Genomic DNA, 22769 nt, shown 5'->3' with positions numbered 1-22769 from the left:
CGTTCAAGGCGTTCGCAGCAACACAATCCACGGTAGTGGGCCGGATGTGTCGACTATCGGGCAACCCTCTGTCAAGGGATGGGCGGGCCCCTGACTCTAACGTTTCCGGGGGCGGGTGACGTGACCCACAGAAATTGACGACAGAGCGACCCACCCGGGCCACCGTCCGTTCGCGGGCACGGCGAAGCCCCCGGCCCGAGGGGAGCGGGTCGGGGGCCAACGGGCCGCCCCGCGGGGGCGGCCCGGTCCGGAGCGGGGCGCCGACGAGGGCACGCACCGCCCCGGGCCGGGGTGAGACGATCAGGCGAGCACGGTCTCCAGGGAGACGGACTCCAGGCCGAAGGCCTCGGCGACGGCGCCGAAGGTGATCTGGCCCTCGTGCACGTTCAGACCCTTGGCCAGGGCCGGGTCACGGCGCAGCGCCTCCTTCCAGCCACGGTTGGCCAGCTCCACGATGTAGGGCAGCGTGGCGTTGGTCAGCGCGTAGGTGGAGGTGTTCGGGACGGCGCCCGGCATGTTCGCCACGCAGTAGAAGACCGAGTTGTGGACCTTGAAGGTCGGGTCGGCGTGCGTGGTGGCGTGCGAGTCCTCGAAGCAGCCGCCCTGGTCGATGGCGATGTCGACGAGCACGGAGCCCGGCTTCATGCGGGAGACCAGCTCGTTGGTGACGAGCTTCGGGGCCTTGGCGCCCGGGATCAGCACGGCGCCGATCACCAGGTCGGCCTCCAGCACGGCCTTCTCCAGCTCGAAGGCGTTGGAGGCGATGGCCTTGATCTTGGTGCCGAAGACCTTGTCGGCCTCGCGCAGCTTGTTGATGTCGCGGTCGAGCAGGGTCACCTCGTAGCCCATGCCGATGGCGATGGTGGCCGCGTGCCAGCCGGAGACGCCACCGCCGATGACGACGGCCTTCGCCGGGTGGGTGCCGGGCACGCCGCCGGGCAGCACGCCGCGGCCGCCGGCCGGGCGCATCAGGTGGTACGAGCCGACCTGCGGGGCCAGCCGGCCCGCGACCTCGGACATCGGGGCGAGCAGCGGCAGGGCGCCGTTGGCGAGCTGCACGGTCTCGTACGCGATGGCGGTGGTGCCGGAGGCGATCAGCGCGTCGGTACCGGCGCGGTCGGCCGCCAGGTGCAGGTACGTGAAGACGGTCTGGCCCTTGCGCAGACGGTGGTACTCCTCGGCGATGGGCTCCTTGACCTTCAGCAGCAGGTCGGCGGTGGCCCACACCTCGTCGGCGGTGGGGAGGATGGTGGCACCGGCGGCCACGTACTCCTCGTTGGGGATCGAGGAGCCGACACCGGCGTTGTCCTCGACGTAGACCTCGTGTCCGTTGCGGACCAGCTCATGCACGCCGGCGGGCGTGATGGCCACGCGGTACTCGTGGTTCTTGACCTCGCGGGGGATGCCGACCTTCACGGCTAAACACGTCCTCTTGCCATGGGGGTCCCTACCGGAGAAGACCGGCGGGCGACGCGCATAGGGGGAAGCCGCCGGACGACACCGGGGCACAGACTTCTGCGCGCTGAGTTCGAGTGTAATGAAGCCCAGGCGGCGTGTCAGCCTTCCAAAGTGAATAAATCTGCCGGACACATTGGCAGGTTCGTAGGCTTCCCCAGTGATCTTCCCGCCAAATGCACCTCAACCGGGCATATTCGACAATACTCCCGAAGCTCCGGCTACCACCCGCTGTCGAAGCGTTCCCGCAGGTCCGCCAGGGCGGCACCGACGGCCGCCCGGCCGCGCTCGTCGCCCAGCCTGCGCAGCACCACGAGCGAGGCCCGGTACTCCCGCTCGGCCTCCTCGAAACGGCGCTGCGCGGTGTGTGCCTCGGCCACCCGGGCGAGCAGTCTGGCCTCGGCGGGCTGGTCCCCCATCGACTGCCGCAGGCCGAGCGCCCGGCCGTACCAGTCCGCCGCCCGCACCGCGTCGCCGAGCGCCCGGTGACAGCCGGCCGCGCCCTCCAGGGCCCGGGCGCAGGCGGCCTCGTCATCGGCCGCCCTGGCGTGCTCCAGGGCGGCCCGGTAATGGGTGACGGCCCGCTCCCAGCAGCCGGCCGCGGCCTGCAGGTCGCCCAGGTTGAGCAGCGCGGCAGCCGCCCGCCGGGCCTTGCCGTGCCGCTCGGCCACCGTCAGCACCAGTTCGTGCAGCTGGTAGAGGTCGGCGGGCGCGGCGCCTTCGGTCAGCGGCAGGGCCCGCAGCAGGGCGGTGACCAGTCGGCCGGCCGAGCCGTCCAGGTCGCCCTGGCCGATCGCGTCGGCGACGGCACCGAGCAGTTGGTCCCGCTCGCCGAGCAGCCACTGCCGGGCGTGGTCGGCGGAGCGCAGCCGCAACGGGCCGGGCAGCGGGTCGGGGCCGGGACCGCCGGCCGGGTCGAGCAGCGCGCGGGCGGAGTCGGTGAGCCGGACGAGCCGCTCCAGCAGCCGGGCCCGGGCCAGCTCGATCTCGGCGGGCCGGTCCTCCCGCTCGCGCAGCCGGACCAGCCGGGGGTGGAGCCGGCCGGGCACCCGGTAGCGGGGGGTTCCGTCGGCGGCGGGCGGCTCCTCGCCGAGCAGTTCCAGCTCGGCCAGCGCGGCCAGCATCGCGGCCGCCTCCGGAGCCGGGCAGCCCACCAGGGCGGAGGCGGTCCGCAGGTCGGCGGTCTGGGCGGGCGCGAGGGTGAGCGCGCGCAGGAGCCGCGCCTGGGCGGCCGGCAGCGTCGCGTACAGCAGGGTGAACGCGCCGATCAGCGGGTCGTTGTCGGGGACGGGAACGGGCTCGGCGGGCTCCGGGCCCGGCTTCACCCAGTCCGCCGGGCCGGCCGCCGGGGCCGCTGCGGGCGGCGCGGCGGTCTCCGGCGCGGCCGTCTTCCCGGCGGAGCTCCCCACGGCCTGCCCGGCACCGTGACCGCCACCGCTCCCGCCGCCCCTGGCCTCCGTCCGCCTTCCCCGGCCGGCCCGCCCGTCGGCCGCTGCCCGTCGGCCGCCCTTGACCCCGGTCACCGACCGCCCGGCCCGCTCGGGCCGCTGCTCCGTCTTCTTCTCCGGCTCCACCTCGGACCGCGGATCCGACCGCGCGTCCGGCTGCCGGTCCGCCGACCGGTCCGCCTTCGGGTCCTCCTCCCCCACCACCCTGGCCAGCTCCTGCGCCGCGTCCGTGACGGCCGCCTCGGGGTTGCCCCGCAGCCATCCGGCCATCAGCCGCAGCGCGGCCGGCCGGGAGCCACAGGTCTCGGCGAGATCGACCCCGCCGACCGGGTCGCAGCCGATCCGGGTGCCGCCGACCAGGTCACCGAGCAGCTCGCCGGAGGCCTGCCGGTCGAGGCCGCCGAGGATCACCGGGTCGATGTCCTCGATGCCGGTGAGCGGTCCCGCCGTGGTGGCGAGGACCAGGCAGCCGGGCTCGTCGGCGAGCAGCGGCCACAGCTGTCCGGCGTCCCGCACGTCGTCCAGCAGCAGCAGGACCCGCCGCCCGGCCAGCGCCTCGCGCAGCGCGACACAGGCCGGTTCGTCCCGGCCGTCCGCGGCGGCGCCGGGCAGCGGGACGGCGGCGACGTCCGCGCCCAGTTGCTCCAGCAGCCGGCGGGCGGCCCGGGCGGGCGGCACCCGGCCGCCGTCGGGCGCGGACAGCCGGGCGAACAGCACGCCGTCGGGGTAGTCGGCGGCGACGGTGACGGCGAACCGGACGGCCAGGGTGGTACGACCGGAGCCGGGGCGGCCGGCCAGCACCAGGACGGTGCTGCGGCCCTCCGCCGGGCGGGCGGCGGCGGCCCGCAGCGCGGCCAGTTCGGCCCGCCGGCCGACGAACAGCGCGGGCCCGGCGGGCAGCCGGTGCAGCGAGGGGGCCCCCTCGGCGGGCGCGCCGGGCCCCGCGTCCATCGTCGCCGTCTTCCTCGCCACCCGTGCCACTCCCGACGTCACCCAGCGCTCAGCGAAGGCGGCCCGGGACGGGCGCCCTGTCTGCGAAGCGTAGTTCGAGCGTCCGGCTCAGCTGAGGTGCCATCCGGTCGTACGAACCGGTAAATCACCCCGGCGGATCAACTGGGCGTGCGAAAGCCGTCCGCTCATGCCCGGAACGGCCGGGCCGGCCACGGCGAGTCGGCCGGGCGCAGCGTGTCCAGCCCGCCGGGGCCGGTGAGCGCGGCGTGCACGGCGAGGGTGCCGGTGATCAGCGTGGGGTTGTGCAGCTCGCCGGCCTGGATCAGCCGGATCAGCTCGGCGACCGGCACCCGGGCGACCTCGATCTCCAGCTCCTCCCCGTGCGCCTCGTAGCGCTTGCCCTCGGCCTCGGAGAGGTCGGTGGCCAGGAAGAGCCGCACCGCCTCGTCGGTGCCGCCGGGCGAGGTGTAGAAGTCGACCAGCACCCGCCAGCTGCCGGCCGCGCAGTGCGCCTCCTCGTACAGCTCCCGCTGCGCGGCGTGCAGCGGGTTCTCGCCGGGGACGTCCAGCAGGCCGGCCGGCAGCTCCCAGAGGCGCTGGCGGACGGGGTGGCGGTACTGGCGCAGGATCAGCACCCGCTGCCGGTCGTCCAGGGCGAGGACGGAGACCGAGCCGGGGTGGGTCTGGTAGTCGCGGCGGGCCCAGCTGCCGTCGGGCATCCGGACCTCGTCGGTGCGCACCCCGGTGACCCGGCCCTGGAACGGCGTCCCGCTGGCCCGGACCTCCCACTCCTCGGCCACATCGCGGATCCGCGGCTGCTGCTGGTCGTCCATCGGTCTCCCCTTTTCGTCAGTACGACACAATCTAACGCCGAACGGCGGCCCCGCAGGAATCGCGGGGCCGCCGTCCGGTGAAACACCTCGGAACTACTGCGCTACTGCGCGTGCGCTACTTCGCGGCCGTCTTGATCTCGATGGCGGCCTTCACCAGCCCCGCGAAGAGCGGGTGCGGGCGGGTCGGGCGGGACTTCAGCTCCGGGTGGGCCTGGGTGGCCACCAGGTAGGGGTGCACCTCGCGCGGGTACTCGACGTACTCGACCAGGTCGCCCTTGGGCGAGAGGCCCGAGAAGACCAGGCCGGTCTTCTCCAGGTCCGCGCGGTAGGCGTTGTTGACCTCGTAGCGGTGGCGGTGGCGCTCCTCGACGTACTGCTCGCCGCCGTACACCTCACGGACGATCGAGCCCTCCGCGAGCTTGGCCGGGTACAGGCCCAGACGCATGGTGCCGCCCAGGTCGCCCTTGCCGTCGACGATCGCCAGCTGCTCGGCCATGGTGGAGATGACCGGGTACTTGGCGGCCGCGTCGAACTCGGTGGAGTTGGCCTCGGGCAGGCCGGCCAGGTTGCGGGCGGCCTCGATGACCACGCACTGCAGACCGAGGCAGAGGCCGAGCAGCGGGATCCGGTTCTCCCGGGCGTAGGTGATCGCGGAGACCTTGCCGTCCACGCCGCGGTCGCCGAAGCCGCCGGGGATGCAGATCGCGTCCACATCGCCGAGGTGCTCCTGCGCGCCCTCGGGCGTGGTGCAGTCGTCCGAGGTCACCCACTTGATCTCGACCCGGGCGTTGTTGGCGAAACCGCCGGCGCGCAGCGCCTCGGTCACCGACAGGTAGGCGTCCGGCAGGTCGATGTACTTGCCGACCAGGGCGACCTTCACGATGTGCTGCGGCTCGTGCACGCGGCGCAGCAGGTCGTCCCAGGTGGTCCAGTCCACGTCGCGGAACGGCAGGTCGAGACGGCGCACCACGTACGCGTCCAGGCCCTCGCCGTGCAGCACCTTGGGGATGTCGTAGATCGACTTGGCGTCGATGGCCGCGACCACGGCCTCCTCGTCCACGTCGCACATCAGCGAGATCTTGCGCTTGATGGCCTGCGGGACCTCGCGGTCGGCGCGCAGCACGATGGCGTCCGGCTGGATGCCGATGTTGCGCAGCGCGGCCACCGAGTGCTGGGTCGGCTTGGTCTTCAGCTCGCCGGAGGGGCCGATGTAGGGCAGCAGGGAGACGTGCACGAAGAAGACGTTGTCCCGGCCGACCTCGTGGCGGACCTGGCGGACCGCCTCCAGGAACGGCAGCGACTCGATGTCGCCGACGGTGCCGCCGACCTCGGTGATCACCACGTCGACGTCCTCGGTCGCCATCCGGCGGATCCGGGACTTGATCTCGTTGGTGATGTGCGGGATGACCTGGACGGTGTCGCCCAGGTACTCGCCGCGGCGCTCCTTGGCGATGACGGTCGAGTACACCTGGCCGGTGGTGACGTTCGCCGAGCCGTGCAGGTTGGTGTCCAGGAAGCGCTCGTAGTGACCGATGTCCAGGTCGGTCTCGGCCCCGTCGTCGGTGACGAACACCTCACCGTGCTGGAACGGGTTCATGGTGCCCGGGTCCACGTTGAGGTAGGGGTCGAGCTTCTGCATCGTCACGCGCAGGCCGCGGGCCTTGAGCAGTGCGCCCAGGCTGGAGGCGGTGAGGCCCTTGCCGAGAGAAGAGGCGACACCCCCGGTGACGAAGAGGTGCTTGGTCGTCACGGCGCGGCCGTTCGATGCCTTGCCGGAATGGGGCTGTGCCAAGAGGGGGCTCCCGTGGGTCGCGTGTCGAAGGTGACGTGGGCGGGAGGCTCGCGGGTCGCCTGCCGACGGGAGTGCGGTGTGGTGCACGGCACTCGGAGGGTCGTCGGTTCGGCTGGTCCGGGGCGTTTGATCCCACCGGTCCACGGGATACCAGGGTAACAGTGACCCGGCCGGGACGCGTTCCGGCCCGCCCGGGTCGCCCGGGGAGCGCACCTGCGGCGTACCACCGGCGCACCACCCGGCGCACTTTTCACACCGGTCGCACCACCGGCCGAAGCGGGCCACTCCGGGGCTCTCTCCCGGGCCATCAGGGCCCCTCCGGACGGGTCATCCGGAGGTGATCCTTCCGAGCCATCCTGTGCCGAGCCACCGCGATGCACGGCATTTCCGCCGAATTGTGGCGCCACACGAGGCGGCGTCCGCGTGCTTCGCCCCTTTCGTCCGTCGTAAGCTGCACGGACGCATCGCCGACAGCAAGAGCACGCGGAGGGCGTGGGAGGGTCAGGACACCTCTCGGTCCCCGATGCGCGACCGGACCTCCCCGTAATCCAGCTTCTTCCACCCACCCAGGGACTCGACCGAGCCCCGCGCGGACACTCCAGCAAGGCCCGCCACCACCCCCCGGCGGGCCGGACGTCCCGGGGTGACCACCCGGCCCCGCAGACCGCTCGCTCTCCTCGGATCGCCGATGCGTCGTGACCACATTGCGAACTGGAGATCCACGTGGCCGGCCGTATCGAGGACTACGCACTCATCGGGGACATGCAGACCGCCGCCCTGGTCAGCAGGGACGGAGCAGTGGACTGGCTCTGCCTGCCCCGTTTCGACTCGCCGGCCGTGTTCGCCGGCCTGCTCGGCACCGATGAACACGGCTTCTGGCGGATCGGGCCGGCCGAGGTGATGGCCGTCGACCTACCCGCCCCGGCCGCCGCACCGGCCGTCCCGCCCGTCCGCTTCGCCGGCACCGGCGGACTACGGATGCCCCCGGCCACCGCCGCCGCGCCGGCCGTCCCCGCCGACCGGCGCCGCTACCGGGGCGACTCGCTCGTCCTGGAGCAGGAGTGGGACTCCCAGGGCGGCACCGTCCGGGTGATCGACTTCATGCCGCCGCGCCCGCTGGCCGGCCGCGACTCCGTCCCCCAGATGATCCGGATCGTCGAGGGCGTCTCCGGCACCGTCCGGATGCGCTCGGCGCTGCGGATGCGGTTCAGCTACGGCCGGATCGTGCCCTGGGTGCACCGGGTCGAGCAGGCCGACGGCGGCCACCGCACCGTCGCCGTGGCCGGCCCCGACTCGGTGTGGCTGGACGGCGAGGCCGAGACCTACGGCCGCGACCTCACCACCTACGCCGACTTCACCGTCACCGCCGGTGAGCGGATCGCCTTCGCGCTCACCTGGCAGGCCTCCCACCTGGAGGCCCCGAAGGCCCCGGACGCCGAGGAGATGCTCGACGCCACCACCGACTTCTGGCACGAGTGGGCCGGCCAGTGCACCTACCAGGGCCCCTACCGCGAGGCCGTGATCCGCTCGCTGATCACCCTCAAGGGCCTCACCTACGCCCCGACCGGTGGCATCGTCGCCGCCCCCACCACCTCACTGCCCGAGGACATCGGGGGCGAGCGCAACTGGGACTACCGCTACACCTGGCTGCGCGACGCCGCCATCACCCTCTCCTCACTGCTGCGCACCGGCTACCGGGACGAGGCCAAGGCCTGGCGCGAGTGGCTGCTGCGCGCCGTCGCCGGGGACCCGGAGAACCTGCAGATCATGTACGGCATCGCCGGCGAGCGCGAGCTGACCGAGTCCTCGCTGGACTGGCTGCCCGGCTACGAGGGCTCCCAGCCCGTCCGGGTCGGCAACGGCGCGGCCGGCCAGCTCCAGCTCGACGTCTACGGCGAGGTCGTCGAGGCCCTGCACCTCGCCCACATGACCGGCCTGGTCCGCAACGACCACGCCCACCACCTCCAGCTGCGGCTGATCGAGTACCTGGAGGACCACTGGCAGGAGCCGGACGAGGGCATCTGGGAGGTGCGCGGCCCGCGCCGCCACTTCGTCCACTCCAAGGTGATGGCCTGGGTCGCCGTCGACCGCACCATCAAGCTGCTGGAACAGACCCCCGAGGACGCGCCCTCCGACGGCCACCTGGAGCGCTGGCGCGAGCTGCGCGAGACCATCCACCGGGACGTCTGCGAGAAGGGCTACGACGCGGAGCGCAACACCTTCACCCAGTACTACGGCGGCCAGGAGCTGGATGCCTCGCTGCTGCTGATCCCCCAGGTCGGCTTCCTCCCGCCGGACGACAAGCGGGTCATCGGCACCATCGAGGCCATCCAGCGCGAACTGTCCACCGAGGACGGCTTCGTGCTCCGTTACCCGACGCACGACGATTCGAGCGGTGACCACGCCGAGAACGTGGACGGCCTCTCCGGCCACGAGGGCGCCTTCCTGGCCTGCTCGTTCTGGCTGGCCGACGACCTCGCCATGATCGGCCGGGTGCAGGAGGCACGGGAGCTGTTCGACAGGCTGCTGTCGCTCCGCAACGACCTGGGCCTGCTCGCCGAGGAGTGGGACCCGCGCGAGAAGCGCCAGGTCGGCAACTTCCCGCAGGCGTTCAGCCACGTCCCGCTGATCGACACCGCGCTGCGGCTGACGGCCTGCGGCGGTGCCTACCTGTCCGCCCAGCCGGACGGCCGGGCGGCCGACCGCACCGAACAGGCCACCGTCTGAGCCTGGGCCGGTCCGGGCAGGGCCCGCCGGACCGGCCCTACGCGCTGCGCTGGACCAGCTCGTCGTAGGTGCTGAGCACCTGGGCGACGGTGGCGGCCTCGTCCGGCCAGGTCCGGGCCTGCTGGCGGCCGGCCTCGGCGAGCCGCTCGCGGCGGGCCGGATCCGCCAACAGCTCGCGCACCGCCCGGCCGAGGGCGGCCGGGTCGCCCGGCGGGAGCAGCACGGCCGCGTCCCCGACCAGTTCGGGGATACCGCCGACGGCGGTGGCGACCACCGGCACCCCGGCCCGCATCGCCTCCTGGACCACCAGGGAGCGGGCCTCCCAGCGGCTGCTGACCACCACCAGGTCGGCGGCCGCCAGCAGGTCCGGTACATCGGTGCGGTAGCCGAGCAGCCGGACCGGCAGCCGCTCGGCGGCCACCCGCTCGCGCAGCCCGGGGGCCTCCGGGCCGTCTCCGGCGACCAGCAGCAGCGGCCGCGGGTCCAGGGCGGACAGCTCGCGGGAGGCGTCCAGCAGCACCCCGAAGGCCTTCTGCGGGACGAGCCGGCCGACCGCCAGCACCAGCGGGCGGTCCGGGCCGTCGCCGAGCAGCGCGGCCCTGGCCCCGGCCCGCTCCAGCCGGCCCTCGGGCATCGGCGGGGCGGCCACCGGGCCGAGCCGGGCGTCGGTGGCGCCCAGTTCACGGGCCCGGGCGACCAGGTCGGAGGAGGCGCCGAGGACCAGGTCGGCGGCGCGTGCCACCCGACGCTCCATCAGCCGCTGGAGCCTCCGCTCCATGCCGGTGGCCAGCAGCGCGTGGTGCGAGGTGACCACCAGCGGGGTCTCCGGGCGCAGCCCCGGGAAGCGGCCCGCGGTGCGCAGCGCCAGGTCGGAGAGGAGGGCGGCGCGCAGGCCGTGGGCGTGCACGACGTCGGCGCCGGTGAAGGCGCGGCGCAGTTCGCCGATCGCGGTGGCGTCGCTGCGGGCGCCCGCGGTGGGGGTGATGTCGACCAGGTGGAACCTGGCGCCGGTGCGGGAGAAGCCGAACAGCGCGTCCGTACCGGCGGGGGCGCAGACCGTGACGGTCACTCCGTGCGCGACCAGGCCCTGTGCCAGGGAGCGCACATGCGCACCGATGCCGCCGGTACTGGCGGCCAGGACGAGCACCACGTGCAGCTGCCCCGGCTCGGGGGCGGCCGCGGTGGCCCGTGCGGCGGAATGGTCCACGTCGTCTCGCATCCGACTCGATCAGGTACTCACGCCGCGCTGCGAGGATTGCCCGCCGACGGCGCTCGGGACTGGAAAGCCAGTGTCCAGCCGCCACCATGCCAGGTCGGCGGCCCTCTTGGACAGTCGGCGCCACCGAGGGGCGCGTCGCCGTCGTCCGTAGGGCCGCCGCCCGTACGGCTAGCGGTGGCGCGGGGCCCTGGCCGCGGCGAGCAACTCCTCGGCGTGGGCCCGGCCGAGCTCGGAATCCTCCAGACCCGCCAGCATCCTGGAGAGTTCGCGCACCCGCTCCTCGTCGTTCAGCACCTTGACACCGCTGCGGGTCACGGTGCCGTCGTTGGTCTTCTCCACCACCAGGTGCCGGTCGGCGAAGGCGGCGACCTGCGGCAGGTGGGTGACCACCACGACCTGGGCGGTTTCGGCCAACTTGGCGAGCCGGCGGCCGATCTCGACCGCGGCCTTGCCGCCGACGCCCGCGTCCACCTCGTCGAAGAGATAGGTGGGGACGGGGTCGGCACCGGCGAAGACCACCTCGACGGCGAGCATCACCCGGGAGAGCTCACCACCGGAGGCGCCCTTGGCGATCGGGCGGGGCTGGGCGCCGGGGTGCGGGGCGAGCAGCACCTCGACCTCGTCCACGCCGTGCGGGCCGTAGGCGACGGTGCGGCCGTCGACCTCGAGCCCGGCCAGGTCGTCCACCCAGCCGACGGCGAAGGTCACCCGGGCGTGCGGCATGGCGAGTTCGGCGAGCTCGGCCGAGACGGCCTCGGCGAAGCGGCCGGCGGCGGCCTGCCGGGCGTTCGAGACCTCGGCCGCCAGATCGGCCAACTCGGCGCGCAGCGCGGTCTCCTGGGCGCCGAGCTCGTCGATCCGCTCGTCGTCGCCGTCGAGCTCGGCGAGCCGGGCGGCGCCCGCCTCGGCCCAGGCGATCACCTCGGCGAGGGAGTTCTCCGGGCCGCCGTACTTGCGCAGCAGCTGGGCCAGGACGGCCCGGCGGTCCTCGACGGCGGCCAGCCGGACCGGGTCGGCGTCCAGGTCGTCGGCGTAGCCGGCCAGGTCGCCGGCCACGTCGGCGAGGAGGTAGCCGACCTCGTTCAGCCGGTCGGCGAGGGCGGCGAGCCGCTCGTCGTGGTGGCGGACCGCCTCCAGCGCGCGGCGGGCCTGCGCGAGCAGGGTCCCGGCGTCCAGCGCCTCCGGGTCGGCCGGGTCGCCGGCCAGGGCGGCGTGGGCCATCGTGGCGGCCGAGGAGAGCGCGTCGGCGTGGCCGAGCCGCTCGGCCTCGGCGGACAGCTCGCCGTCCTCGCCGCCGACCGGTTCGGCGGCGGCGACCTCGTCCAGGCCGAAGCGGAGCAGGTCGGCCTCCTGGGCGCGCTCGCGGGCCCGGGTGGTCAGCTCCTCCAGGGTGGCCGCGACCTCGCGCAGCCGCCGGTAGACCTCGCGGTAGCGGGCCAGCGGCCCGGCCACCGCCTCGCCCGCGTACCGGTCCAGCGCGCCGCGCTGGCGCGCCGGGCGGAGCAGGCGCTGCTGGTCGGTCTGGCCGTGGACGGCTACCAGGTCCTCGCCGAGTTCGGCGAGCAGCCCGACCGGGACGGCCCGGCCGCCGACGTACGCCCGGGACCGGCCCTCGGCGGAGACGGTCCGGCTGATCAGCAGCGCGCCGTCGTCCAGTTCGGCCCCCGCCTCGACCGCGCGGACCGCCGCCGGGGAGCCGGCGGGCAGTTCGAGGCGGCCCTCCACGACCGCGCGTCCGGTGCCGTTGCGCACCAGGCCCGGGTCGGCGCGTCCGCCGAGCAGCAGGCCGAGGCTGGTCACCACCATGGTCTTGCCCGCACCGGTCTCACCGGTCACGGCGGTGAAGCCGGGAGCCAGTTCGACCACCGCATCGTCGATGACCCCAAGATCCCGTATCCGCATCTCGTCCAACACGGTGACGACCTTACGAGGTTCCACCCCCGGCGCGCGACGAGCGGCAACCTGGCGCCCGCAAGTTCATCCCTTCCGGGAGGTTCGCGAAGCGGTGGGCACGGTGCACCAGCGCAGGAAGAACTGCGCGAGCGGGCCGATGGCCAGCGCATACGCGACGGTGCCGACGCCGACGGTGCCGCCCAGCAGAACGCCGGCGGCCAGAACGGTCAGTTCGATTCCGGTGCGGATCAGCCGCAGCGAGCGGCCGGTGCGCCGGTGCAGGCCGGTCATCAGGCCGTCGCGCGGGCCGGGGCCGAGCCGGGCGCCGATGTAGAGGCCGGTGGCCAGGCCGTTGAGCACGATGCCGGCGGTCATCAGCGCGATCCGGCCGGGCAGTCCGCCGGGGGTGCCGACCACCCGCAGGGTGAGGTCCATCGTCACCCCGAGCACCAGCACATTGGCGACGGTGCCGACCCCGGGCCGCTGGCGCAGCGGGATCCAGAGCAGCAGTACGGCCGCGCCGCAGATGGTCACCCAGGCGCCCACCGAGAGGCCCACGGTGCGCTGGAGGCCCTGGTGGAAGACGTCCCACGGGTCGAGGCCGAGGGCGGAGCGCAGCATCAGCGCCAGGCTGGCGCCGTACAGGGAGAGCCCGACGGCGAGCTGCGGGAGGCGGCGGCCCAGCGCGTGGGTGTCGCCGAACAGGCGGACGGCGGGCGGGGTCCGCTCCGGGCGGACGGTGGGCGTGGGGGTCGGCGTGGTCGTGGTGGCCATCGGGTCTCCTGCTGGTGGTGCTGCACCGCCGGCGACAGGCCCGGCAGTGGCGGACTTGACGGCCGCCCTGCCATGATGGGCAGGCCAAAGCGACCCGCTCCAGGGCCAATTCCAAGCAAGTGGACTGATCAGCCATGGCCGACTGGCACACCACCGTCACTCCCCCCGCGCTCGCCCGGCTGCTCGGCACCGCCCGGCTGCCCGAACCGGCCACCCCCCGCCGGCCCGCCTACCGAACGCTGGCCGGGCAGATCCGGCTGCTGGTCTCCGAGGGCCGGCTGCCGGTCGGCGCCCGCCTGCCCGCCGAGCGCGAACTGGCCGCCGCCCTGGAGCTGAGCCGCACCACCGTCGCCACCGCGTACGAGACCCTGCGCACCGACGGCTATCTGCGCAGCCGTCGCGGCGCCGGCAGCTGGACGGCCCTGCCCGAGGGCGCCCCGCCGCCCAGTGACGCGCTGCACCCGGTGCCGCCGGACGAACAGGGCCGCACCCTCGACCTCGGCGTCGCCGCCCTGCCCGCCCCGCAGCCCCACCTCGGCGCGGCGGCCGCCCGGGCCCTCGAACAGCTGCCCGCGTACGCCGCCGGGCACGGCCACTTCCCGACCGGCGTCCCGGTCCTGCGCGAGGCGGTGGCCCGCCGCTACACCGAGCGCGGGCTGCCGACCACCCCCGACCAGATCCTGATCACCACCGGCGCGATGGGCGGTCTGCACCTGGCCCAGCGGGTGCTGATCGGCCGCGGCGACCGGGTCGCCGTCGAGGCGCCCAGCTACGCGCACACCCTCCAGGCGCTGCGGCTCGCCGGCGCCCGCCTGGTGCCGGTCCCCTACGCCTGGCCGGGCGGCCCCCGGCAGCAGCCCGGCTGGGACCTCGCCGAGTGGCGCCGGGTGCTGCGCGGCGCCGCGCCCAGGGTCGCGTACGTGATCCCGGACTTCCACAACCCGACCGGCGCGCTGACCGGCGAGGAGCAGCGCCGCGAGCTGCTGGCCGCCGCCCGGGCCGCCGGCACCGTGGTACTGGTCGACGAGACCACCGCCGAACTCGGCTGGGGCGTGCCCGAAGGGGCCGGATTCCCCCGCCCGACGGCCGCGCTGGACCGGGCCGCCCAGGTGGTCACCGTCGGCTCGGCGGGCAAGCTGCTCTGGGGCGGCCTGCGGATCGGCTGGGTGCGGGCGGCCCCCGCGCTGGTCCGCCGGCTGGCCACCGAGCGCGTCTACAGCGACGTCGGGGCCCCGGTGCTGGAGCAGCTGATCGCCGCCGAGCTGATGGGCGAACCGCTCCCGGCCGTCCGCGCCCACCAGTGGGACCGGCTGCGGGCCACCGCCGCCGCCTTCGCCACCGGGCTGGCCGCCCGCCTGCCCGGCTGGACGTACGCCGAACCGCCCGGCGGGCTCTGCCTCTGGGTCGCCACCGGCGGCCTGTCCGGGGCGGCGATCGCCCGGGCCGGCGAACACGGCGGAGTACGGATCGCGGCGGGCAACCGCTTCGGCTCCGACGGCGCCTTCGAGAACCACATCCGGATCCCGCTCACCGTGCCCGCCCCGGCCGTCCCCGCCGCCGTCGAACGACTCGTCGCCGTCGCCGCCAGGGCGGCCGACGGCGGCCGGTGGAGCGCCACCGACGACAGCCAGCCACTGGCGGTCTGACTGGGCGTCAGGGCGGCTCGGGGACCGTCAGGATCTCAGGGGGTCTGCGAGCGCCCGCGCCAACCCGTCACCGGCAGCGCGAACTTGGCCACCAGCCGGTCGGTGAACGGCGCCCGGTGCAGCCGGGCCAGGCGCACCGGCGTCTGGCCCCGGCGGACCTCCACCCGCGCCCCGGCCGGCAGTTCCACCGAGCGCCGCCCGTCGCACCAGAGCACCCCGTGCGGCGTCTTCGGCTGCACCTCCACCGCCAGCACCGAGTCCGGCGAGGTCACCAGCGGCCGGGCGAACAGCGCGTGCGCGCTGATCGGCACCATCAGCAGCGCCTCCACCTCCGGCCACACCACCGGGCCGCCGCCGGAGAACGCGTACGCCGTCGAACCGGTCGGCGTCGCGCAGACCACCCCGTCACAGCCGAAGTTGGAGACCGGACGGCCGTCGACCTCGGTCACCACCTCCAGCATCCGCTCCCGGGAGGCCTTCTCGATCGACGCCTCGTTCAGCGCCCAGTCGTGGTGCACCGCGTCGCCGTTGGTCCGCACGATGACATCGATGGTCATCCGCTCCTCGACCTCGTAGTCGGCGTCCACCACCCGCTCGACCACCACCGCGAGATCGTCCCGTTCGGCCTCGGCGAGGAAGCCCACCCGGCCCAGGTTGATGCCCAGCATCGGCAGCCCGTGCTCGCGCGCCAGCTCCGCCCCGCGCAGCAGCGTGCCGTCCCCGCCCGCGACCAGGATCAGCTCGCAGCCGTCCGCCGCACCCGGCCCCCCGGCCACCCGCTCGACCCCGTCCGGCAGATCCAGGTCCACCGCCTCGGCCGCGAGCAGCCTGATCCGGATGCCCGCCTTCAGCAGCCCGTGGACCAGGCCCTCGACGCTGCGCAGCGCCGCCTCCCGGCCGGTGTGCGCGATCAGGAAGACCGTACGTTCCTCACTCATGCCGCTGCCCTCTCCCTACGCCTGCCGGGTCGCCCTCGGCCCGGTGCGGCCGCGTCACTCAGCATGACGGACCGGACGCCCGCAAAGCACCCTATCGGGGGCCCTCGGCGACGGCCCGGTCCGCCTCCGCGGGGTCCAGCGCGGGGGCGTCCCGGCGCAGCCAGAGGAAGTACTCGACGTTTCCGGACGGGCCCGGCAGCGGGCTCGCGGTGACCGCCCGCACGCCCAGCCCGAGCTCCCAGGCCTGCCCGGCCACCTGCCGGACCATCTCGGCCCGCAGCTGCGGACTGCGCACCACACCGCCGTTGCCGAGCCGGTCCTTGCCGATCTCGAACTGCGGCTTGACCATCAGCACCAGGTCCGCGTCCTCGGCGGCGCAGGCGGCCAGCGCCGGCAGCACCAGGCCCAGCGAGATGAACGAGAGGTCGCCGACCACCAGGTCGACGGGGGTGCCGCCGATCAGCTCCAGGGTCAGCTCGCGCACATTGGTGCGGTCCATCACCGTCACCCGCTCGTCGCTCTGCAGCGACCAGGCGAGCTGGCCGTAGCCGACGTCCACCGCCAGGACCCCGGCCGCGCCGCTTCGCAGCAGCACATCGGTGAACCCGCCGGTGGACGCGCCCGCGTCCAGCGCCCGGCGCCCCTCGACCACCAGGCCCTGCGGCACGAACGCCGCGAAGGCCCCGGCGAGCTTGTGACCGCCCCGGGAGACGTAGTCGGGGTCGTTCTCGTCCTTCGCCACCACGACCGCCGCCGCGGTCTCCACCTGGGTGGCCGGCTTGGTCGCGGTGGTGCCGCCGACGGTCACCCGGCCGGCCGCGATCAGCTCGGACGCGTGCTCGCGCGACCGGGCCAGCTTGCGGCGGACCAGCTCCGCGTCGAGACGGCGTCGTGCCACTGCCACTGGTGTTTCAGCTCCTACGGGTCATTCCTGGCGGGTCATTCCTGGTCGAGCGCGGCCAGCGTGTCGGTGAGCCGCTGGTGAACATCTTCGTACACCGCGGGGTGCGCCTCGGTCGGCACCCCGTCCAGCGCCGCCAGCCGGGCCAGCCCGGCGTCCACGACGGGGTGGCCGGTCGGGGCCGGTTCGCCGCCCGGCGGCAGGAGTTCCCCGGTGATCGGTTCGGTATCAGGCATCGGGCTTCTTCGTGCTGGTCTTCCGGACGGTGGTCTTCCTCGTGGCGGTCCGCTTGGCGGGCATCTCCTGCCCTGCGGCCGCCGTCCTTCGGGTGGCCGAGCTCTTCGTCACGGCGGTCTTCTTCACCGCCGTCTTCTTGGCGGCGGCCTTCTTGGCGGGCGCCTTCGCGGCCGGGGTCCTGTCCGTGGCGGCCTTCTCCGATGAGGCCTTCCCGGTGGGGGTCTTTCCGGTGGGGGTCTTTCCGGTGGGGGCCTTCCCGGCCGGGGCCGGCTTCTCCGTGGCCGGCCGCGCGGTGGCCTTCCCGGCCTGCTTCTTCACCGGCTTCCCCGCCGCCGGCTCGGCCGGACCCACGGGTTCCCCGGTGCGTGCCGGGCTCTCGGGCTCCACGTCCTTCACGTCCCGAACATCCCGCACGTCCCGGACGTCCCGGACCTCCCGCACGGCCTTCGCGGGCCTTGCGGGCGGCACCGGCGGGTCGACCTCCACCGGCTCGTCGACCTCGACCCGCTCGGCCGCTATCGGCTCGCCGATCACCCGGACCGCGGGACCGTCCTCCTGCTCCCAGCCATGCCCGAACAGATCGTCCGCCCGGGGAGCCGGAGCCGGCACCACCGTCGTACCCGCCGGCCCGTCCCCGTCCTGGACCTCACGCAGTCTGCTCTCCAGATAGGCGAGCACCACACCGACCTTGGTCACCTGGTCGCCGACCCGCTCGAAGGCCTTCTCCACCTCGCCGCGCGCCACACCGACCGCCAGGTCCACCCCGGCCCGTCCGGCGGTGACCGCCTCCTCCGCCAGCGTCTGGAGCTGCTTGGCGGACGGCGGGAACTGCCCGCCGAACCGGCGTTCCACCTCGGTGACGTCGATCCCGGTCCGTTCCAGCAGCTCCGCCGCCGTCCCGACGACCCGCTTGCCGACCTCCTCCACCAGCCCGGCGGCGACCTCCACCGCTCCCCGCACCGTCTTCGGCAGCATCCGGGTGCCTCCTAAGCGCCTGCGCGCATCGCTCCGTCGCCGTCGGGTGTCCGGAACGTCCGGGCACCCCACTGACGACGCTACCGCCAAAACCCTCCTGCGGTACCGTGGCCCGCAGTCACCGCCGCCGCCCGCCACAGGCCGGACGCCGTACCGAGGAGTGGACCCACCGCCATGGCCAACGCCGAGGAGTGCCGTGAGGCACTGGAGCAGCTCAGCCGGAACATGGCGAAGTCCACCGGAGACGTCCGCACGGCGGCCTCCCTCGACCGCTCGCTCACCTGCCGGATCACCGACCTCGACCTGACCTTCTCCGGACGGCTCCGCGACGGCCGGATCCAGGACGTCACCGAGGCCCCCGGGGGCCCCGCCGAGAAGGCCGAGATCCGGCTCACCATGGCCAGCGACGACCTGGTGGCCCTGGTCGACGGCAGGCTCAACTTCGCGGCCGCCTGGGCGGGCGGCCGGGTCAGGCTGGAGGCCGGCTTCCGCGATCTGCTGCGGCTGCGCACCCTCCTCTGACCCCGGCCGCCCGCCCAGGACGGGTCGGGGCCGGTCAGAAGCCCAGCTCGGCCAGCGCCTTCCGCCCGTCGACCGGCTCGCCGTCCGCGTCCAGCGCCGTCCACGCCGCCGCGCAGAGCGCCCGCAGGCCGTCCCAGCGGTCCGCCCCGACGCCCTCCAGCCGCAGCACGCCGCCCTCGGCCACCGCGGTCCAGCCGCCGCAGCCGAAGCCGCCACCCGGCTGTTCCGTCACCACCGGGTGCGGCACCAGCAGCCCGCGCAGGTCCGCGGCCAGGTACGTCGGCCGGTGCTCCACCACCGCGGCCAGCAGCTCCGCCGCGGTGGTCACCCCGGTGAAGACCAGCAGGCTGTCCACCCCGCCGTTGAACGCGCCCTCGATGTCGGTGTCCAGCCGGTCCCCGACCACCAGCGGCCGCTGCGCGCCCGTCCGCAGCACCGTCTCCCGGTGCATCGGCGGCAGCGGCTTGCCCGCCACCTCCGGCTCCACGCCCGTCGCCGCGCGCACCGCCGCGACCAGCGTCCCGTTGCCCGGCGCGATGCCGCGCGCCGTCGGCACCGTCAGGTCGGTGTTGGACGCGACCCAGGGCAGCCCCTGCTGCACGGCGTACGAGGCCTCCGCCAGGTGCGTCCAGCCGACCGAGGCGTCGTAGCCCTGGACCACCGCGAGCGGCTCCTCGGCCAGCGTGCGGACCGCCACCAGGCCGCGCTCGGCCAGCGCCTCCTCCAGGCCCGCACCGCCCACCACCAGCACCTTCGCCCCGGCCGGCACCTTCTCGGACACCACCCGGGCGGCCGCCTGGGCCGAGTTGATCACGTCGGCGGGCTCGGCCGGCACACCCAGCTCGGTCAGGTGGGCGGCCACCACCCGGGGCGGCCGGGAGGCGTTGTTGGTCACGTACGCCAGCCGCATCCCGGTCGTCCGCGCCGTCGCCAGCGAGTCCACGGCGTGCTCGATCGCGTTCGGGCCCGCGTAGACCACGCCGTCGAGGTCCAGCAGCGCCGTGTCGTACGCCTCGGTGAGCGGGTGCTCACTCCCGCCCGGGGCGGTCCGTCGCGCGGTGGTGGCCGTCTCGGTCATGCCTGCTCTACCTCATTCGCTGCGTCGAAAGTCACTGCGTTCACTGCGCTCACCGCGTCCGTCGCGGTCACGCCTTCGGTGCGGTCACTGCGTCGGATCCCCGTCGGCCGGCACCTCGGACTCCGCGTTCCCCGGCAGCGCGCCGGACGCCCGCGGGGCCTCCAGGTACCCGGGCGCCCCCGGCAGCAGAGGGCCGAACGCCCCGGCGCGGGCCGCCAGGGTCGCCCGGGTCTGCCGCAGCGCCGCCCGGTAGTGGTCCGTCTCCGGCCGCATCGCCACGGCCAGCGCCAGATGCTCGGCGGACGTCTCGAAGTCGCCCAGCCGGGCGGCCGACACACCCCACCCGAACTGAGCGTAGTCGTCCGAGGGGTCCGCCAGGGCGACAGCCCGGAAGTTCTCCAGCGCCGCCGCGTACGAACCGGCGTCGAACTGGGCCCGCGCCAGCGTCTCCCGGATGCTGCGCGAGTGCGGCTCGGCGGCGGCCGCCCGCGCCAGCAGCTGCTCGGCCGCCGCCGGGTTCCCCTGCGCGAGCAGCGCCCCGCCCCGGCGGAACCAGTCGTAGACGTCCCCCGCCGGATCCCCCGTCCGCCCCTGCGCGGGCACGCCGCCGCCCTCGGCCGGACCGTCCCCACCGGTGGCACCGCCCGACCGGGCGGGCATACCCGGCTCACCGGGTCCGCCGCCGTCCACCCTCTCCTGCCTACCGCTCATGCGTACCTCGCCCTCGGTCACGACGCCCGCCCCACCGATCGGCACGGGCGTTCAGATCTCTGAACAACGCGTACCCGATTACGATGCCCAGAATGAGCACACCCAGTGCAGAAAGCGGAGTGGAGTCTCCGCAGGGCGGCCCCGGCGATCCCGGGCACGTCGCCACCGCAGGTCTGTCCCTGTCCCCCTTCCGAGGTCTGAGGTACGTCCCCGACCGGGTCGGCACCCTGGCCGCGGTCACCTCACCGCCGTACGACGTCGTCGACCCCGGCCGCCGGCTCGACCTGGAGACCGCCGACCCGCACAACGTGGTCCGGCTGATCCTGCCGCGCCCCGAGCCCAACGACGCCGGCGACCGCCCCGACCGCGACACCCGCTACCGGCACGCCGCCCGGCTGCTGCGCGACTGGCAGCGCGAGGGCGTCCTGGCCGCCGACCCGGAGCCCGCGCTCTACGTCTACGAGCAACGCGTCCCCGCCACCGGCGACTCCCCCGAGCTGCTGCAGCGCGGTCTGGTCGGCGCCCTCGCCGTCAGCGGCCGGGAGGCCGGCGTGGTGCTCCCGCACGAGGACGTGATGCCCCGGCCGGTCGCCGACCGGGTCGGCCTGATGCGCACCACCCGGGCCAACCTCGAACCGCTGCTGCTCACCTACCGGGGCAACGGCGGCGCCGCCGGGGTGGTCGAACGGGCCGTCCGGGGCGAACCGCTGCTCACCACGACCACCACCGACGGCACCCACCACCGGCTCTGGGCCGTCACCGATCCCGCCGAAATCGCCGAGGTCGGCCGCGACCTGGCCACCTGCCGGGCGTTGATCGCCGACGGCCACCACCGGTGGGAAATGTACCTGCGGCTCCAGCGCGAGCACCGCCACCTGCCGCGCAGCCCCTGGGACCGGGGCCTGGTACTCCTGGTCGACACCGCCCGCTACCCGCTGCGGGTCCGGGCGATCCACCGTGTGCTGTACCGCCTGCCGGTCGCCGAGGCGCTGAACAAACTGGGCGACCACTGGCAGGTCAAGGAGGTGCCGGGCCCGCTGGACACCGCCCTCCAGGCCCTCGCCGAGCAGAAACGGCACGGCGGCACCGGCTTCCTGCTCACCGGCGGCGACGGCGTCTACTGGCTGATCGGCGAACCGGACGAGTCCCTGATCGACGCCACCGTGCCGAGCGACCGCCCCGAGGAGTGGCGTCACCTGGACGCGACCGTCCTGCACGCCACGCTGCTCGACCACACCTGGCGTGTCCCCGACGGCCCCGACGACATCGGCTACCTGCACACCGCCGTGTCCGCCGAGCGCGAGGCCGCCCGGACCGGCGGCACCGCCGTGCTGCTGCACCCGGTGCGCGAGAGCGTGGTCCGCCGGCTCGCCGAGCAGGGGGTCACCATGCCGCGGAAGTCGACCTCCTTCGGCCCGAAGCCCGCCACCGGGCTGGTCCTGCGCAGCCTCGAACTGGGCTGACCGGGCTGGGCTGACCGGCACAGCAGTGAGGCCCTGCCGCACTCCGGGAACTCCCGGGGTGCGGCAGGGCCTCACTCAGTTCTGACGGGCGCGCGTCGGTCAGCGCTTCTCGTCGGTGGAGCGCTCCGGCACCACGCCGTCGAACTCCTCGTCGATCTCGACGTCGTCCTCGTCGTAGTACTCCTCGACGTCTTCCTCGTCCTCGAAGATCTCCCGCTCGTCCGGCGCACCGCCGCGCGACTTCGCCGCCGGGGCCTCGGCCGGCTCGTCCTGCTCGGACTCGTCCAGCTCCGGGTCGAGCGCGTCGACGAACTCCAGGCCGTCGATCTCGGCCAGCCGCTCGGAGGCGTTGGTCGCACCGTCGGTGTCAGCCTCGGCGGCCTTCGCGAACCACTCGCGGGCCTCCTCGCCACGGCCGGCCGCGATCAGCGCCTCGGCGTACGCGTAGCGCAGACGGGCGGTCCACGGCTGCACGGAGCTGGAGGCCAGCTCCGGGCTCTGCAGGGTGACCACGGCCGCGTCGTACTGCTCCATGTCGCTGCGGGCACCCGCCGCGACCAGGCGCATCTCGACCTGGCCGGCCTTGTCCAGCTGCTTCACCTCGGGCTCGCCGGCCATCGCCAGCGCCCGCTCCGGACGGCCCAGACCGCGCTCGCAGTCCGCCATCACGGGCCACAGGTCAGCGCGGCCGGTCATCCGGCGGGCGGCGCGGAACTCGGTCAGCGCCTCGGAGTAGCGCTGCGTCATGTAGGAGGCGAAACCGGCCGCCTCACGGACGGCGGCGACCCGGGAGGCCAGGCGAAGCGCGATACGCGAGTACTGGTACGCCTCCTCCTGCTCGCCGTCCAGCAGACGGGCGACCATCACCAGGTTGCGGGCGACATCGTCGGCAAGCGTCTTGGGCAGGCTCTTGAGCTCCTGGCGCACGTCCGCGTCCAGCTCGAAGCCGGTGACGTCCTCCGGGATCGGCAGGCGCTTGACCGGCTCGTAGTTGCCCCGGCGGTCGTCGTAGTCCCGGCCGCCACGGTCGTCACGGTCCCGGTTGTAGCCGCCGGACGGGCGGTCATCACGACGGAAACCACCACCGGAGGGACGGTCATCGCGGCGGAAGCCGCCACGGTCGTCACGGTCCCGGTTGTAGCCGCCGGACGGGCGGTCATCACGACGGAAACCACCACCGGAGGGACGGTCATCGCGGCGGAAGCC

The 22769-nt window shown here is 74.4% G+C and carries 18 protein-coding genes; 4 read left to right on the top strand and 14 right to left on the bottom strand.

The features are described from left to right. Window positions 1-300: 300 nt before the first annotated feature. The 4 genes from ald to ACIO5D_RS36080 all read right to left on the bottom strand — a co-directional run bounded on the left by ald (window position 301) and on the right by ACIO5D_RS36080 (window position 6479). Window positions 301-1416 (bottom strand): alanine dehydrogenase, encoded by a 1116-nt coding sequence (gene ald, locus ACIO5D_RS36095; RefSeq protein WP_363613313.1) that lies wholly within the window; start codon window positions 1414-1416, stop codon window positions 301-303. 260 nt (window positions 1417-1676) lie between these two features. Further along, window positions 1677-3875 (bottom strand): AAA family ATPase, encoded by a 2199-nt coding sequence (locus ACIO5D_RS36090; RefSeq protein WP_400800390.1) that lies wholly within the window; start codon window positions 3873-3875, stop codon window positions 1677-1679. Window positions 3876-4039: 164 nt separating this feature from the next. Continuing rightward, window positions 4040-4687 carry an NUDIX domain-containing protein gene (locus ACIO5D_RS36085; protein ID WP_400800388.1) on the bottom strand — a complete coding sequence of 216 codons (648 nt, stop codon included), beginning with the start codon at window positions 4685-4687 and terminating at the stop codon, window positions 4040-4042. Between the two features lie 115 nt (window positions 4688-4802). Next, entirely contained in the window at window positions 4803-6479 is a 1677-nt protein-coding gene (locus ACIO5D_RS36080) for a CTP synthase (RefSeq protein WP_400659672.1), read from the bottom strand. A 723-nt stretch (window positions 6480-7202) separates the two neighbouring features. On the opposite strand from ACIO5D_RS36080, the gene ACIO5D_RS36075 reads away from it, so the two are divergent. Then, window positions 7203-9206 carry a glycoside hydrolase family 15 protein gene (locus ACIO5D_RS36075; RefSeq protein WP_400659669.1) on the top strand — a complete coding sequence of 668 codons (2004 nt, stop codon included), beginning with the start codon at window positions 7203-7205 and terminating at the stop codon, window positions 9204-9206. A 37-nt stretch (window positions 9207-9243) separates the two neighbouring features. Here ACIO5D_RS36075 and ACIO5D_RS36070 read toward each other — a convergent pair whose 3' ends face one another. The 3 genes from ACIO5D_RS36070 to ACIO5D_RS36060 form a co-directional block, all read right to left on the bottom strand. After that, the gene (locus tag ACIO5D_RS36070) at window positions 9244-10425 is read right to left on the bottom strand and encodes a glycosyltransferase family 4 protein (RefSeq protein ID WP_400659666.1); all 1182 of its coding nucleotides are present in this window, start codon (window positions 10423-10425) and stop codon (window positions 9244-9246) included. A 168-nt stretch (window positions 10426-10593) separates the two neighbouring features. Continuing rightward, entirely contained in the window at window positions 10594-12327 is a 1734-nt protein-coding gene (gene recN, locus ACIO5D_RS36065) for a DNA repair protein RecN (protein WP_363613341.1), read from the bottom strand. Between the two features lie 75 nt (window positions 12328-12402). Then, window positions 12403-13092, bottom strand: coding sequence for a hypothetical protein (locus ACIO5D_RS36060; RefSeq protein ID WP_363613303.1), 690 nt, complete (start codon window positions 13090-13092; stop codon window positions 12403-12405). Window positions 13093-13226: 134 nt separating this feature from the next. Here ACIO5D_RS36060 and ACIO5D_RS36055 point away from each other — a divergent pair, with 134 nt between their 5' ends. Continuing rightward, window positions 13227-14738: a PLP-dependent aminotransferase family protein gene (locus ACIO5D_RS36055; RefSeq protein ID WP_363613301.1), complete on the top strand. Its 1512-nt coding sequence runs from the start codon at window positions 13227-13229 to the stop codon at window positions 14736-14738. A 35-nt stretch (window positions 14739-14773) separates the two neighbouring features. On the opposite strand, the gene ACIO5D_RS36050 is transcribed toward ACIO5D_RS36055, so the two are convergent. From ACIO5D_RS36050 to ACIO5D_RS36035, 4 genes are all read right to left on the bottom strand, one after another. After that, window positions 14774-15676, bottom strand: a complete 903-nt coding sequence (locus ACIO5D_RS36050) for an NAD kinase (RefSeq protein ID WP_363613299.1) — start codon at window positions 15674-15676, stop codon at window positions 14774-14776. Window positions 15677-15767: 91 nt separating this feature from the next. Continuing rightward, complete coding sequence (locus ACIO5D_RS36045) at window positions 15768-16574, bottom strand: TlyA family RNA methyltransferase (protein WP_363613339.1); 807 nt, start codon at window positions 16572-16574, stop codon at window positions 15768-15770. A gap of 41 nt (window positions 16575-16615) precedes the next feature. Further along, a complete protein-coding gene (locus tag ACIO5D_RS36040) occupies window positions 16616-16813 on the bottom strand; it encodes a hypothetical protein (RefSeq protein WP_400659661.1) in 198 nt (65 codons plus the stop codon). Next, window positions 16806-17789, bottom strand: coding sequence for a hypothetical protein (locus ACIO5D_RS36035; protein WP_400800385.1), 984 nt, complete (start codon window positions 17787-17789; stop codon window positions 16806-16808). Before ACIO5D_RS36035 ends, ACIO5D_RS36040 begins: the two co-directional genes overlap by 8 nt. Window positions 17790-17963: 174 nt before the next feature. Here ACIO5D_RS36035 and ACIO5D_RS36030 point away from each other — a divergent pair, with 174 nt between their 5' ends. Then, a complete protein-coding gene (locus ACIO5D_RS36030; protein WP_400800383.1) occupies window positions 17964-18311 on the top strand; it encodes an SCP2 sterol-binding domain-containing protein in 348 nt (115 codons plus the stop codon). A gap of 34 nt (window positions 18312-18345) precedes the next feature. On the opposite strand, the gene ACIO5D_RS36025 is transcribed toward ACIO5D_RS36030, so the two are convergent. After that, window positions 18346-19389 carry an HAD-IIA family hydrolase gene (locus ACIO5D_RS36025; RefSeq protein WP_363613291.1) on the bottom strand — a complete coding sequence of 348 codons (1044 nt, stop codon included), beginning with the start codon at window positions 19387-19389 and terminating at the stop codon, window positions 18346-18348. An 84-nt stretch (window positions 19390-19473) separates the two neighbouring features. Then, entirely contained in the window at window positions 19474-20100 is a 627-nt protein-coding gene (locus ACIO5D_RS36020) for a tetratricopeptide repeat protein (protein ID WP_363613289.1), read from the bottom strand. A 92-nt stretch (window positions 20101-20192) separates the two neighbouring features. On the opposite strand from ACIO5D_RS36020, the gene ACIO5D_RS36015 reads away from it, so the two are divergent. Beyond that, the gene (locus ACIO5D_RS36015) at window positions 20193-21563 is read left to right on the top strand and encodes a DUF1015 family protein (protein WP_400800380.1); all 1371 of its coding nucleotides are present in this window, start codon (window positions 20193-20195) and stop codon (window positions 21561-21563) included. A gap of 99 nt (window positions 21564-21662) precedes the next feature. On the opposite strand, the gene ACIO5D_RS36010 is transcribed toward ACIO5D_RS36015, so the two are convergent. After that, window positions 21663-22490, bottom strand: a complete 828-nt coding sequence (locus ACIO5D_RS36010) for a tetratricopeptide repeat protein (protein WP_363613285.1) — start codon at window positions 22488-22490, stop codon at window positions 21663-21665. Window positions 22491-22769 lie beyond the last annotated feature (279 nt).

The sequence above is a fragment of the Kitasatospora sp. NPDC087315 genome (genome assembly GCF_044744345.1).
In the GTDB taxonomy this organism is placed as follows: Bacteria; Actinomycetota; Actinomycetes; order Streptomycetales; family Streptomycetaceae; genus Kitasatospora.
The sequence above is the reverse complement of the archived record's forward strand: the minus strand, read 5'-3'. Positions and strand labels throughout refer to the sequence as shown.

Excerpts from the sequence above, each read along its gene's own strand:
- ACIO5D_RS36085 (WP_400800388.1), bottom strand. The coding sequence starts at position 4,687 with ATGGACGACCAGCAGCAGCCGCGGATCCGCGATGTGGCCGAGGAGTGG.
- ACIO5D_RS36070 (WP_400659666.1), bottom strand. The coding sequence starts at position 10,425 with ATGCGAGACGACGTGGACCATTCCGCCGCACGGGCCACCGCGGCCGCC.
- recN (WP_363613341.1), bottom strand. The coding sequence starts at position 12,327 with ATGCGGATACGGGATCTTGGGGTCATCGACGATGCGGTGGTCGAACTG.
- ACIO5D_RS36060 (WP_363613303.1), bottom strand. The coding sequence starts at position 13,092 with ATGGCCACCACGACCACGCCGACCCCCACGCCCACCGTCCGCCCGGAG.
- ACIO5D_RS36055 (WP_363613301.1), top strand. The coding sequence starts at position 13,227 with ATGGCCGACTGGCACACCACCGTCACTCCCCCCGCGCTCGCCCGGCTG.
- ACIO5D_RS36050 (WP_363613299.1), bottom strand. The coding sequence starts at position 15,676 with ATGAGTGAGGAACGTACGGTCTTCCTGATCGCGCACACCGGCCGGGAG.
- ACIO5D_RS36040 (WP_400659661.1), bottom strand. The coding sequence starts at position 16,813 with ATGCCTGATACCGAACCGATCACCGGGGAACTCCTGCCGCCGGGCGGC.
- ACIO5D_RS36035 (WP_400800385.1), bottom strand. The coding sequence starts at position 17,789 with ATGCTGCCGAAGACGGTGCGGGGAGCGGTGGAGGTCGCCGCCGGGCTG.
- ACIO5D_RS36030 (WP_400800383.1), top strand. The coding sequence starts at position 17,964 with ATGGCCAACGCCGAGGAGTGCCGTGAGGCACTGGAGCAGCTCAGCCGG.
- ACIO5D_RS36025 (WP_363613291.1), bottom strand. The coding sequence starts at position 19,389 with ATGACCGAGACGGCCACCACCGCGCGACGGACCGCCCCGGGCGGGAGT.
- ACIO5D_RS36020 (WP_363613289.1), bottom strand. The coding sequence starts at position 20,100 with ATGAGCGGTAGGCAGGAGAGGGTGGACGGCGGCGGACCCGGTGAGCCG.
- ACIO5D_RS36015 (WP_400800380.1), top strand. The coding sequence starts at position 20,193 with ATGAGCACACCCAGTGCAGAAAGCGGAGTGGAGTCTCCGCAGGGCGGC.